General features: G+C 66.0%; 11 protein-coding genes. 7 read left to right on the top strand and 4 right to left on the bottom strand.

Features of this window, described 5'->3' with window-relative positions; genetic code table 11:
- Positions 1 to 14: 14 nt before the first annotated feature.
- Both rpoC and ACWPM1_RS02995 read left to right on the top strand, forming a co-directional pair.
- Positions 15 to 4388: a DNA-directed RNA polymerase subunit beta' gene (gene rpoC / locus ACWPM1_RS02990; protein ID WP_455693356.1), complete on the top strand. Its 4374-nt coding sequence runs from the start codon at positions 15 to 17 to the stop codon at positions 4386 to 4388.
- Positions 4389 to 4478: 90 nt separating this feature from the next.
- A complete protein-coding gene (locus ACWPM1_RS02995) occupies positions 4479 to 4976 on the top strand; it encodes a hypothetical protein (protein WP_455693357.1) in 498 nt (165 codons plus the stop codon).
- Positions 4977 to 4978: 2 nt separating this feature from the next.
- Here ACWPM1_RS02995 and ACWPM1_RS03000 read toward each other — a convergent pair whose 3' ends face one another.
- The 4 genes from ACWPM1_RS03000 to ACWPM1_RS03015 all read right to left on the bottom strand — a co-directional run bounded on the left by ACWPM1_RS03000 (position 4979) and on the right by ACWPM1_RS03015 (position 8791).
- Positions 4979 to 6406: an amidohydrolase family protein gene (locus ACWPM1_RS03000; protein ID WP_455693358.1), complete on the bottom strand. Its 1428-nt coding sequence runs from the start codon at positions 6404 to 6406 to the stop codon at positions 4979 to 4981.
- Positions 6403 to 6912, bottom strand: a complete 510-nt coding sequence (locus ACWPM1_RS03005; RefSeq protein ID WP_455693359.1) for a prolyl-tRNA synthetase associated domain-containing protein — start codon at positions 6910 to 6912, stop codon at positions 6403 to 6405. Before ACWPM1_RS03005 ends, ACWPM1_RS03000 begins: the two co-directional genes overlap by 4 nt.
- Before the next feature lie 9 nt (positions 6913 to 6921).
- Positions 6922 to 7296, bottom strand: coding sequence for a VOC family protein (locus tag ACWPM1_RS03010; protein WP_455693360.1), 375 nt, complete (start codon positions 7294 to 7296; stop codon positions 6922 to 6924).
- 73 nt (positions 7297 to 7369) lie between these two features.
- Positions 7370 to 8791 (bottom strand): NAD-dependent succinate-semialdehyde dehydrogenase, encoded by a 1422-nt coding sequence (locus ACWPM1_RS03015; RefSeq protein ID WP_455693361.1) that lies wholly within the window; start codon positions 8789 to 8791, stop codon positions 7370 to 7372.
- 96 nt (positions 8792 to 8887) lie between these two features.
- Here ACWPM1_RS03015 and ACWPM1_RS03020 point away from each other — a divergent pair, with 96 nt between their 5' ends.
- From ACWPM1_RS03020 to ACWPM1_RS03040, 5 genes are all read left to right on the top strand, one after another.
- The gene (locus ACWPM1_RS03020; RefSeq protein WP_455693362.1) at positions 8888 to 9241 is read left to right on the top strand and encodes a hypothetical protein; all 354 of its coding nucleotides are present in this window, start codon (positions 8888 to 8890) and stop codon (positions 9239 to 9241) included.
- A 91-nt stretch (positions 9242 to 9332) separates the two neighbouring features.
- Positions 9333 to 9764 (top strand): hypothetical protein, encoded by a 432-nt coding sequence (locus ACWPM1_RS03025; protein ID WP_455693363.1) that lies wholly within the window; start codon positions 9333 to 9335, stop codon positions 9762 to 9764.
- A gap of 68 nt (positions 9765 to 9832) precedes the next feature.
- Entirely contained in the window at positions 9833 to 10504 is a 672-nt protein-coding gene (locus tag ACWPM1_RS03030) for a glutathione S-transferase family protein (protein ID WP_455693364.1), read from the top strand.
- A gap of 45 nt (positions 10505 to 10549) precedes the next feature.
- Positions 10550 to 10951 (top strand): peptide-methionine (R)-S-oxide reductase MsrB, encoded by a 402-nt coding sequence (msrB, locus tag ACWPM1_RS03035; protein WP_455693365.1) that lies wholly within the window; start codon positions 10550 to 10552, stop codon positions 10949 to 10951.
- Between the two features lie 71 nt (positions 10952 to 11022).
- Complete coding sequence (locus ACWPM1_RS03040; protein ID WP_455693366.1) at positions 11023 to 13212, top strand: transglycosylase domain-containing protein; 2190 nt, start codon at positions 11023 to 11025, stop codon at positions 13210 to 13212.
- Positions 13213 to 13319 lie beyond the last annotated feature (107 nt).

Below are 13319 nucleotides of genomic sequence, written 5' to 3' on the forward strand. Positions count from 1 at the left end.
AAGGGACCAGAACCATGAACGAACTGACCAAATTCACCAACCAGCTCGCCAAGCCCGAGACGTTCGACCAGATCCAAATCGGGATCGCGAGCCCCGAGCGCATCCGCAGTTGGTCCTTCGGCGAGATCAAGAAGCCGGAAACCATCAACTACCGCACGTTCAAGCCGGAGCGTGACGGTCTGTTCTGCGCGCGCATCTTCGGTCCGGTGAAGGACTACGAGTGCCTGTGCGGCAAGTACAAGCGCATGAAGTACAAGGGCGTCGTCTGTGAGAAGTGCGGCGTCGAAGTGACGGTGACCAAGGTCCGCCGCGAGCGGATGGGCCACATCGAGCTCGCCGCGCCGGTGGCGCACATCTGGTTCCTCAAGAGCCTGCCGAGCCGCATCGGCCTGCTGCTCGACATGCAGTTGAAGCAGCTCGAGCGCGTGCTCTACTTCGAATCGTACATCGTCACCGAGCCCGGCCTGACCCCGCTCGAGAAGTTCCAGCTCCTCACCGAGGACGAGCTGCTCGACGCGCAGGACGAATATGGCGAGGACGCGTTCACCGCCGACATCGGCGCGTCCGCGGTCAAGACCATGTTGATGGACCTCGACCTTCAGGGCGAGCGTGACGCGCTGCTCGAGGAGCTCGAGACCACCAAGTCCACGCTCAAGCCCAAGAAGATCATCAAGCGGCTTAAGGTCGTCGAGAGCTTCATCGATTCAGGTAACAAGCCCGAGTGGATGATCCTCGAGGTGATCCCGGTCATCCCGCCCGAGTTGCGCCCGCTAGTGCCGCTCGACGGCGGCCGGTTCGCGACCTCGGATCTCAACGACCTCTATCGCCGCGTGATCAACCGCAACAATCGCTTGAAGCGGCTGATCGAGCTGCGCGCGCCGGACATCATCGTCCGCAACGAAAAGCGCATGCTGCAGGAAGCCGTTGACGCGCTGTTCGACAACGGCCGCCGCGGCCGCGTGATCACCGGCGCCAACAAGCGTCCGCTGAAGTCATTGAGCGACATGCTCAAGGGCAAGCAGGGCCGCTTCCGCCAGAATCTGCTCGGCAAGCGCGTCGACTATTCTGGCCGTTCGGTGATCGTGACCGGTCCCGAGCTTAAGCTGCACCAGTGCGGCCTGCCCAAGAAGATGGCGCTCGAGCTGTTCAAGCCGTTCATCTACGCCCGCCTCGACGCCAAGGGTCTCTCGATGACCCTCAAGCAGGCCAAGAAGTGGGTCGAGAAGGAGCGCAAGGAAGTCTGGGATATCCTGGATGAAGTCATTCGCGAGCACCCGGTTCTGCTCAACCGCGCGCCGACGCTTCACCGCCTCGGCATCCAGGCGTTCGAGCCCGTCCTGATCGAGGGCAAGGCGATCCAGCTTCACCCGCTGGTCTGCGCCGCGTTCAACGCCGACTTCGACGGCGACCAGATGGCCGTGCACGTCCCGCTGAGCCTCGAGGCCCAGCTGGAAGCGCGCGTGCTGATGATGAGCACCAACAACATCCTCAGCCCCGCCAATGGCAAGCCGATCATCGTGCCCTCGCAGGACATGGTCCTTGGCCTCTACTACCTGTCGATGGAACGGCAGGAGAAGACGCCCGAGTTCATCGATGGCGAGAACGGCGAGAAGATCGAGAAGCTGCCGCGCTTCGCCGACATCGCCGAGGTGCACCAGGCGCTCGAAACCAAGTTCGTGACGCTCCACTCCAAGATCATCACCCGCGTCCCGCAGGTCGATGAGCACGGCAAGGAGTACATGAAGCGCGTGATCACCACGCCGGGCCGAATGCTGATCGGCGAGTGCCTGCCGAAGAAGCACACGGTGCCGTTCGAAGTGATCAACCGGCTCCTCACCAAGAAGGAGATCGGCGACGTCATCGACCAGGTCTACCGCCACACCGGCCAGAAGGACACGGTGCTATTTGCCGACGCCATCATGGCGCTCGGTTTCCGCCACGCGTTCAAGGCTGGCATCTCGTTCGGCAAGGACGACATGATCATCCCCGACAGCAAGGTTGGCATGATCGAGGAAGCCAAGTCGCTCGTCGCCGATTACGAGCAGCAGTATCAGGACGGCCTGATCACCCAGCAGGAAAAGTACAACAAGGTGATCGACGCCTGGAGCCGGACCGGCGACCAGGTGGCCAGCGCCATGATGGACGAGATCCGCGCGCAGCCGATCGACGAGAACGGCAAGGAAGCGCAGGTCAACTCGATCTACATGATGAGCCACTCGGGCGCGCGTGGTTCGCCGGCGCAGATGAAGCAGCTCGCCGGCATGCGCGGCCTGATGGCCAAGCCCTCGGGCGAGATCATCGAGACCCCGATCATCTCGAACTTCAAGGAAGGCCTGACCGTCCTTGAATACTTCAACTCGACCCACGGCGCCCGCAAGGGTCTCGCGGACACGGCGCTCAAGACGGCGAACTCGGGCTACCTGACTCGCCGCCTGGTCGACGTGTCGCAGGATTGCGTCGTGATCGTGGACGACTGCGGCACCGAGCGAGCGCTGGAAATGCGCGCGATCGTGCAGGGCGGTTCGGTGATTGCCTCGCTCGGCGAGCGCATCCTCGGCCGCACCACCGCCGAAGACCTGGTCAATGCCAAGACAGGCGAAGTCATCGTCAAGGCCAAGACCTTGCTCGACGAGCCGATGGTAAAGGCGATCGAGGAGGCTGAAGTTCAGTCGGCCAAGATCCGCTCGCCGCTGATCTGCGAGGCCGAACAGGGTGTCTGTGGCACGTGCTACGGGCGCGATCTTGCCCGCGGCACACCGGTCAACATCGGCGAGGCGGTCGGGGTCATCGCGGCCCAGTCGATCGGCGAGCCGGGTACCCAGCTCACCATGCGCACGTTCCACATCGGCGGCGCGGCTCAGCTCAACGAGACCTCGCACCTCGAGGCGATCTCCGACGGCCGCGTCGAATACCGCGACATGCCCACGATCATCGACAAGCGCGGGCGCATCCTCAGCCTCGCGCGCAACGGCGAGATCGTGGTGATCGACGCCGAAGGGCGCGAGCGCGAGCTGCACCGCGTGCCTTACGGTACGGTGCTGATCCACAAGGACGGCGACCAGGTGAAGGAAGGCGAACGCCTTGCCGAATGGGATCCGTTCACGCTGCCGATCATCACCGAGCAGTCGGGCATAGTCCGGTTCCAGGACCTGATCGACGGCACGACGATGGAAGAGCGTGTGGACGATGCCACCGGCATCGCCCAGCGCGTCGTCACCGAGCTGCGCGCGTCGAGCCGCAAGAAGAAGGACGACCTGCGTCCGCGCCTCACCCTCCTGGGCGAGGAAGCCGGCAAGAAGGGCGAAGAGACCGAGGCCGCGCGCTACATGCTGGCGCCGGGCACCTCGCTTTCGGTCGAGGACGGCCAGCGGGTTGAGGCGGGCGACATTCTCGCGCGCGCCAGCCGCGAAGCCGCCAAGACCCGCGACATCACCGGCGGTCTGCCGCGCGTCGCCGAGCTGTTCGAGGCGCGCATGCCGAAGGATGTCTCGGTGATCGCCAAGATCTCCGGCCGGGTCGAATTCGTCCGCGAGTACAAGGCCAAGCGCAAGATCGCGATCGTCCCGGAAGAGGGCGATCCGGTGGAGTACCTGATCCCCAAGACCAAGGTGATCGACGTCCAGGAAGGCGATTTCGTCAAGAAGGGCGACACGCTGATCTCGGGCTCGCCGAATCCGCACGACATCCTCGAAGTCATGGGTGTCGAGGCGCTGGCCGAGTACCTCGTCGACGAGATCCAGGAAGTCTACCGGCTCCAGGGCGTGAAGATCAACGACAAGCACATCGAGGTGATCGTTCGCCAGATGCTGCAGAAGGTCGAGATCACCTACGGCGGCGACACCGTGCTGCTGCCGGGCGAACAGGTCGATCGCCAGGAGATGGACGAGATCAACGCCAGGCTGGGCAAGGGCAAGTCGCCCGCGACCGGCAACCCGGTGCTGCTCGGCATCACCAAGGCGTCGCTCCAGACCCGCTCGTTCATCTCGGCGGCGAGCTTCCAGGAAACTACCCGCGTGCTCACGCAGGCGGCGGTCGAGGGGAAGAAGGACTCGCTGATCGGGCTTAAGGAGAACGTGATCGTTGGCCGTCTCATCCCCGCCGGCACCGGCGCGGGCATGAACCGCATGCGCATCGCAGCCTCGGGCCGCGACGCCGCTCTGCGGGCTGCCTGGCGCAAGACGCAGGATGCTCTGATCATGGCAAACACCGCCGAGGAAGAGCATGCGGCCGAGCTCGAGCAGGGCCCCGAGGCGGCGATCGGCGACGATCCGCTGGCGGTGATGGAGGGCGAAACCCACGGGACCGACGCCGACGCGGGCGACTACCTCCAGCAGAGCGATGAAGCCCCGGTCGAGGATCTTCCCGAGGAAGCCGCGACCGAGGAGTAAGCCCTAAGGTATAGTGACACGATGGCCCCGCCGGAGCGACCGGCGGGGCCTTTTTTTGGCATGCAACGTTATCGTGGCACGAGGTGCACTATGCGAGCGATCAGCCTGGCCGCCATTCTTACGCTGGCCGCCTGCCAACAATCCGTGGTCGGTCCGGAACCGACGGCGACGCCCACTCCCGTTGCTGCGGCATCGACCGGTCCGGCGCCATCGCCATCGCCATCGCCCACGACCGGTTCGATATCTTCGCTAGCCGGCGCGTGGCGCGTGGCGGGGATCGACGGCAAGGATTTCAACGAACCCTATGGCCTCGCCCTGGGGGGCAGCGATCGCGAACTGTGGTGGGAACCGCGATGTGCCGGGGTCGCGCGCAGTTACACCATCGACGGCGGCAGGATCGCCTTCGGTCCCTATATCGGCGCGCCCCGTCTGGGCGAGATGCCTCCGCCGGTATGCGCGATCGGCCTGCATCCGCGTCTGACGGAAGTTACCCGCGCGCTCGATGCGGCCACCACGGTCGAACGCACGCCGGCTAACGGCGTGTTGATCTCGGGCGGCGGGCGGAGCTTGCTGCTGTTCGCGCAGTGACCCTATCGCACCCGTAGCTCTTGCTGGGTCTTGAGGACTCCCGCGCGCATCACGTGGGTGAGCGACCGGAATGCCTTCACGTCTCGCCTCGGGTCCTCGGCGAGAACCAGCAAGTCGGCGCCCTTGCCGGCCTCGAGCGATCCGACATCTTGCCCCAGGCCGATCGCCCGCGCAGCCGAAAGGGTCGCCGCGGCGATTACTTCGGCCGGCGTCATTCCGGCGGCCTGCATCGCCTCGAGCTCCCAATTGGCCGAGGGGCCGTGCAGGGTCAGCGGATTTCCGGCATCGGTGGCAAGCACGATCCGGCCACCCGCATCGCGCACCGCGCGCAGGTTCTGCGCCATGATGTAGGCCTCGCGCCCGACCGTCTCGAAGCGCCCCGCGAACGGGGTGACCTTGCCGCCCCAGTCCTTCTCGAACGCCGCCCGCAGCGCCTCGGGCTTGGCAATCCGGTCGAGAATGGCGGTATCGGCGCAGCGGTTGGGATCGTCGACCGTCGCCGCTTCGCCCGTGGCGATCGAAAGCGCCGCGCGCGACCAGTTGCGGCCGACCACCAGCGTCGGCGCATAGACCGTGTCGTTGGCCTTCAGCAGCTTGAGAAACTCGGCGTCGACCGGCTCGTCCTCCACGCTGTGGACGAGCATGTACGCGCCCGCGCGCAAAGCCGTCTTGGCATTGCGAAGCTCGGTCGCGTGGACGATCAACGGCAGCCCGGCCGCACGGGCGGCGGCGCCGGCTTCGAGCATCAGCGCGTCGAGCTCATCTTTCCGCCCCGCCGGCGGATCGAGAAACCATACCTTGATGGCGGCGGCGCCCATCCCCTTCAGACGGGCCACATCGGCCTTGATCTGCGCGGCGCTTTCCATCGGCAGGAACATCGGCTGGTCCGCGAGCGATCCGTAGGCGTAGAACTCGTTTCGCCCGCCATGCGTAATCAGCGGTCCGGTCGCTCGCGCCCGCGCGCGATCCGGCCGGTCGCTGTCCGACACCTGGGGACCGGTAAGGGTCCACGGGGCGCCGCCGGTGTCGAGCACCGCGGTGACTCCGCTGCACAAGTAGGAACGGTGCCAGCGACCGGGATCGGAACGCAGGGCGGCGACAGTCGCTTCGTAGGGATAGACGGCCTTGTCCTCGAGCCCGTCCGGTCGCCCGTCCATCCACCCGGTCTGGGCGAAATGGACGTGGGCATCGACCAGCCCCGGGGTCACGAACTTACCCGAGACATCGATCCGCCTGGCAGCGGCAGGCACGCGGCAGGTCTCCGCCGCGCCGACGCAGACGATCCGGCCGCGGTCGACCACCACAACGCTGTCATCGAACGAACGGCCGGTGCCGTCGATTACGGTGCCCCCCACCAGCGCCTCGCTCGCCAGCGACGGTGCCCCTATGGCAAGCAGCGCGGCGGCGGCAACATGCATCGTGGTCCTCATGCCTTCTCCCCTTTTACTTGTGGCACGGCCGTGACGATGGGAGCATGTCCCCAGTGCCGCAGCAGACGCAAGGCGTCGGCCCCCGCCAGTCCCAGCGTGCCGGTGTTGCGCAGGGGATGGACGTTAATCCGGTTAGCGGCAGCCAGCCCGGCATCGAGCACCGCGGTCACGCTAGCGGGCGCGGCGTTGATCATCGCCAGAGGTGTTACCGAACCGGGCGTTATCCCGAGCAGGCGAACCATGTCGTCCGCCTTGGCAAAGCTCACCCGCTTGCTGCCTATCGCGACGGGCAACGCCTTGAGATCGACCCTGGCGTCGGCACCCACGGTGACCAGCCAGAAGGCGTCCCCGGCGTCTTTCAGGAACAGGTTCTTGGTGTGCTCGCCGGGAAAATCGCGGTCGAGCAGGCGGCTCTCAGCGACGGTGAAAACCGCGGCGTGCTCGTGCGCCTCGTAAGGAATGTCGAGCGCGGCGAGGTCCGCCAGTAGGCCCGCCTCGCCGCGCATCGGAGATTGTCAGCTTTGGATTCGATGCAACGCGCAGAGCTTGTTGCCGTCGGGATCGCGTAGGTATGCGAGGTACATTCCCGAGCCGGGGCGCTCGCCCGGCGGATCCTCGATCGCCGTGCCGCCGTTGGCGACGCCGGCCGAGTGCCAGGCGTCGGCCTGCTCGGGCGACATCGCGAGACCGACGGTGCAGCCGTTACCGGCGGTCGCCGGCTGGCCGTCGATCGGCTTGGTAACGAGGAAAGCGCCGCCGTTGTGCAGGTACATAAGCCGGCCCTTGTCGTCCTGTATCGCTTCGCGCCCGCCGATGGCCTTGAAGGTGGCGTCGTAGAACTTCTTCGAACGCTCGATGTCGTTCGATCCGACCATCATATGGCTGTACATCGCTTTCTCCCTGGTTCCGTTGCGAGTTGCTACTCGTATAGGCCGCGCGGCCCCGGTCAATAGGGTGCGCCGATCAGCCCTCGTGCACCGTCTTCGGCACCATGCAGGCGAGCACGCCCTCGCGCCCGTCCTCGCTGCCGTAGCCTGACCATTTGACCCCGCCGAAGGGCGCATCGGCCGCCGAAACGCCGCCGGTGTCGATCGCCAGCATGCCCGCCTCGACTTCGGCGGCAAGCCGGCGGCGACGCGCCGCACTGCCAGTCCAGGCATAGGCGGCAAGACCGTAAGGAAGCCGGTTGGCTTCGGCGATCATCGCGTCCTCGCTCGCCATCGGATTGAGAATCGCGACCGGGCCGAACGGCTCGTCGTTCATGATGGCGGCTTCGGTCGGGACTTCCGCCAGCACGGTCGGCTGGTGGAAGTAGCCCTGGTTGCCGATCCGCTCCCCGCCCGCCAGCAATTGGGCGCCGTTCGTCTTCGCGTCGCCAATCAGGCTTTCCATCCGTTCGAGCCCGCGATCGGACGCCATCGGGCCCATCTCCGTCGCGGCGTCGAACCCATTGCCGACCTTGATCGCCTTGGCGCGCTCGACGAAGCCGTCGCGGAAACGCTCGTACACTGGCTGCTCGATGAGAAATCGCGTGGGGCTGACGCAGACCTGCCCGGCGTTGCGGAAGGCGTTGCCCGTCATCGTGTCGAGCGCCTTGTCGATATCCGCATCGGCGAACACCAGTACCGGCGCATGGCCGCCCAGTTCCATGGTGGCGATCTTGAGATCTTCGGCGGCGAGCTTCGCGAGGTGCTTGCCGACGGCGGTGGAGCCGGTGAAGGTCAATTTGCGGATGATCGGGCTCGCCAGAAGATGCTCGCTGACTTCCGCGGGCACGCCGAACACGCACTGCACCGCGTCCCCCGGGACGCCGGCGTCGATGCAGGCCTGCACCAGCGCGAGGCCGGCCGAGGGGGTTTCTTCCGATGGCTTGACGATCGTCGAGCAACCGGCCGCGAGCGCGCCGCCGATCTTGCGCATGACGTTGAGCGCGGGGAAGTTCCACGCCGCAAAGCCCGCGACCGGGCCGACCGGATGGTACTGGACCTCGACCCGCTGGCCCGCCGGGCGAACCAGCGTGCGCCCGTAGATGCGCTTGATCTCTTGCGCGTAGAACTCGAGCAGTATCGCGCAGTAGATCGTTTCGCCGATACCCTCCTTAAGGGGCTTGCCCTGTTCGCGGGTGATGGTGGTGCCGATGTCCTTCGCGCGCTCGCGAATGAGCGCGGCGGCCTTGAGCAGCACGGCGGTGCGCTGATCCGCGGAGGTCTCGCGCCAGGTCTTGAACCCGCGTTGCGCGGCGTCGAGCGCATGGTCGAGGTCCTCAGTGGTGGCGTGGGCGACTTTCCCGATGGTTTCCCCAGTTGCCGGATCGAGCAGATCCTGGCTGTTCCGGCCGGCACCGCCCAGTTTCTCTCCGGCGATCAGCAGATGGCAATCGGTCATGCGGAACTCCCTTGTGTTGCTGCCGCGTTGGCGCGCCGGGGAACCGGCGTCAATGCGGACTGGCGCGGTTCAGGTGCGTCGGGCTAGGCTCGCGCCATGTCGATCCGCCTCGCTCCTTTCGCGCTTTTGCTCGCCGCTCCCCTGTCCGCGCAGGCGCCGGAGCCCGCGCCTCTGACGCTCCAGCAAGCCAGCGCGCTCAAGTGCTCGGCCGTGTTCGCGCTCGGCGCAGCCGCCCAGGCTCGCGGGGAGGGCCGCCAATGGCCGCCGCTAGCCGTGCGCGGCCGCGAATACTTCGTGCGCGCGTCGGCGCAGATCATGGATGAAACGGGCTGGAGCCGGGACTTGGTAGCGCTGCGTCTCGCCGATCAGGCAAAGGCGCTGGCGCAAGCAGGGGCATTGAACGCTGCGATGCCGCCTTGCCTGTTGTTGCTCGACGCATCCGGCATTTGATGCGGCCGGTCGAGCGCTTGTTCAGGCCCGATCAAGCGCTTCATTGACATAGTTTTCGCACGAATCGCCCGCTTATCGGGAAGGACCAGTCATGCGTAATCTGACCGCTGCCGCAGCCGTCGTCGTTCTTGCCGCGCCCCTGCCGGCGCTCGCACAGGCCGCCGACACCGAGCAAGCCACCGCCGAAATCGAACGTACTCTCGGCGATCCTGCGACGCAGGAGGCCATGGCCGAAGGCATGGCCGCCGCCAGCGAAGCGCTGCTCGACGTGCCGCTTGCGCCCCTCGCGCGCGCGGTGGCCCAGGCCGCCGGCGAAGACCCGGACGAGGTCGATCCCGACATGACGCTGCGCAAGGTTTCTCCCGAGGCGGAGGATGTCCCTGGCAAGGTGCGCGAAAGTCTGCCCAGGATGATGGGCGCCATGGCGGGAATGGCCGGCGGCGTCGGCGCTATGATGCCCGCGCTGCGCGAAATGGCCGAGCGGATGCGCGAGGCGGTGGCCCGGGCCAATCTGCCGGACTGATTTTTTCGCCGTCTAAATCCGCTCCGCGCGGTGGATTTGCATCCGGCGCTGGTGCATGACCGGCGCGAATGTGGCGCCTCTATCAATTTCCGCTCTGCCCCTTCAGCCGCAAGGTTCGCCTGCTGCTCAGCGAGAAGGGCGTCGGCTACGAACTTTGGCGTGAGAACCCGTGGGAGGCTTCCGAAGGCTTTTGGCGGCTGAACGCGGCCGGCCGCACCCCGGTTCTCGAGGACCAGGCCAAGGGCATCGTCCTCGCCGATAGCCGCGCCATCTGCGAATATTTCGAAGAAACCGTCGACAAGGCCACGATGATAAACGGGACAGCGGCGAACCGGGCAGAGATCCGCCGGCTGGTCGCCCTGTTCGACGAGAATTTCTACGGCGATGTGGTCGCGCCGCTGCTGCACGAACGAATGAAGAAGCGCTTGGTCCTGCGTCAGCCGCCCGACAGCCGCGTGCTGCGCGAGGCGATGAAGCTGGCGCACGAACATCTCGAATACATCGACTGGCTGGTGGACACCCGCGCATGGCTCGCCGGTAGTACGATGAGCCTCGCCGATCTGGCAGCGGCGGCGCAAATCTCGGTCGCCGACTATCTCGGGGGGATCGACTGGACGGGGCACGAGCAGGCCCGTGGCTGGTACGCCGTTTTCAAGAGCCGGCCCAGCTTCCGGCCTCTGCTCACCGAGCGAATGGAGGTCATCCAGCCGCCGGTCCACTACGCTCAGGTCGATGGTTGAGCCGCGCCGCGGCGCTTCCCATATTCCGCCTGAAGGAGAATTCCGATGGTCGATCCCAAGCAGATGAGCGATGCCGACTGGCGACAGAAGCTCAGCCCGGAGCAATACCAGGTGCTTCGCGAAGGCGGCACCGAGCGCGCGTTCACCGGCAAGTACGACAAGAACAAAGGCGACGGCGAGTATCGGTGTGCCGGATGCGGGCAGGTGCTGTTCGAAAGCGACGCCAAGTACGATAGTGGATCCGGCTGGCCGAGCTTCACAGCGCCCGCAGCGGATGGCGTGGTCGACGAGCACCGCGACGTCACTCTCGGAATGGTTCGCACCGAAGTGGTCTGCTCGAATTGCGCGGGACACCTCGGCCACGTCTTTCCCGATGGCCCGCGCGACGCCGGAGGGCTGCGCTATTGCATCAACTCGGCCTCGCTCGACTTCAAGCCGAAGGAATAGCCGTTCACGCGGCGTTACATCTGGCCTATGCACCCCCGTGTCGAGAGGCATGAGGGTGCGGATAAAGCTAGATGGCTCAGCGGGGTAGCCGGCGCGCGGCGGCCGAGGCGCAGCGCCGCCGGCCAGCAAAGCCCAAGCGGCAGGAACGCGTGGGCTGGCGCCTGTGGGTCCGTCGCGGGCTGATCTGGGGCGGGGCCGCGGGGATCCTCGCCGCGCTGTTCCTGGGTTTAGCCGTGCTGTTCGCCGCACGCTCGCTGCCGAGCTACTCGGCGCTCAAGGCCACCCAGCCGGGCCAGACGATCGTCGTCCGCGCGCGCGACGGGACCGAGTTGATCGAACTCGGGCCCAGCTACGGCAAGTGGCTCAACAGCTCGCAGATTCCGGAAGTGATGAAGGACGCGATGATCTCGGTTGAGGATCGCCGCTACTTTTCCCATCCCGGGGTCGATCCGATAGGCCTCGCCCGTGCGGTTTACATCTGGGTTACCGGCGAGCGCCGTCTGCAGGCGACGTCGACGATCACGCAGCAACTCGCCCGGAACCTGTTCCTCAATTCGAACAGGTCGATCGACCGTAAGCTGCGGGAGATCGTTCTTGCGCTGGCGCTGGAGAGCAAGTTCTCCAAGCAGCAGATCCTCGAGCTCTATCTCAACAAGGTCTACTTCGGCGGCGGGGCGTACGGCATCGACTCAGCGAGCCGCAAGTTCTTCAGCCACGAGGCGACCGAGCTCTCGACCGCGGAGGCTGCGATCATCGCGGGCCTCGTAAAGGCGCCGAGCCGCTATTCTCCCACCGCCGACGTCGATGCCGCCGTGGGTCGGGCGAACGTGGTGCTGCGCCTGATGCGCGAGCAGGGGCGGATCAGCGCCAGCGAGGCCGACGTCGATCCCGGTGCAGTCAAGCTCAAGAAGGACACGAGCCAGAACTCCGTCCGCTACTTCACCGATTGGGCGCTCCCCCAGCTCGAAATCCTCCTGCCGGAGACCTTCGAACCGATCGAGGTATGGACGACGCTCGACGTGGGCATGCAGCAGGCGGCAGCGACGGCGATCAAGGCCAACGTTCCGCGCGGCACCCAAGGCGCTCTCGTCAGTCTCGATCGCGACGGAGCGGTGCTCGCAATGGTCGGCGGCACCGACTACGTGGCGACCAATTACAACCGCGCGACCGAGGCCGTACGACAGCCGGGCTCGGCATGGAAACTGTTCGTCTATTTGGCGGCGTTGGAAGCGGGCTACACCCCCGAAGACAGCGTCAAGGACGTGCCGGTCACCATCGATGGCTGGAGCCCGCGGAATGACGGCGGCGCGTACGCCGGGCAGATCGATGTACGCACCGCTTTCGCCTACTCCAAAAATTCGGTCGCCGCGCAACTCGGGAACGAAGTCGGTTTTGGCACCGTCGCCTCCATGGCTCGGCGGTTCGGCATTACTACGCCGATCTCGACCTACCCTGCGATGGTGCTCGGCAGCAGCGAGACCCGGGTGGTCGACATGACCCGCGCCTTTGCTGCCGTTTCGGCCGGGGGCATGGGCATCGAACCCTTCGGGATTGTCAAGGTGACGACCACCGGCGGCGATGTGCTCTATCGCCATGAGCGGCGAGCCGGCACGCGGCTGGTGCCGGACTACGTCGCGGCCGGGATGACCGATCTCCTGCAGACCGCGGTGAGCACCGGGACGGGGCGCGCGGCACAGATCGGGCGCCCTGTGGCGGGCAAGACCGGCACGACCAGTTCCAATAAGGACGGCTGGTTCCTAGGGTTCTCGAGCGGCATCACCACCGGTGTATGGATGGGCCGCGATGACGCTAAGGCAGTGCCCGGCCTCCAGGGTGGCACCGCGCCGGCGCGCGCGTTCGCGGCCTACATGCGCTACGCCGTTCGCAATCGCCCTGTCGAACAGTTCAAGACGGACCTCCAGCTTCCGGAATGGCAGCTCGAGCCCGACGAAGAGTATATGTTCGGCGGTGATCCAGACGAATATTACTACATCGACGAGCAGGGTAATCTGGTCGAGCCGCAGCGCCCGGGGACAGGGCAGGACGATCCGTTCCCTGCCGAGGGCGAGCAAGTGCCGGGCCAACCGGCGCGGCGCCCGGCACCTCCGAGCGACGAAGCCACTCAGGCGGCCAGCGACGATTTCCTCAACAGTGCGACCGGCGCCCGCCCCGCCAATCCCCCGCCGGCACCGACCCAGCGGCCACGGGCCACCGGCCTGCCTCCGCCGCAACCAGCCGCTACGGCCCGACCGGGGAACTAGCCGGCTGCGCCAGACAGGGTCGCATAACTGCAAAAACCCGCCAGAAAATCTGCGCATATGTTAAGGGGCTATTCGTAACTCGCCTTTAAATCCCCGACATAACGGTC

The sequence above is a fragment of the Tsuneonella sp. HG249 genome, assembly GCF_053819205.1.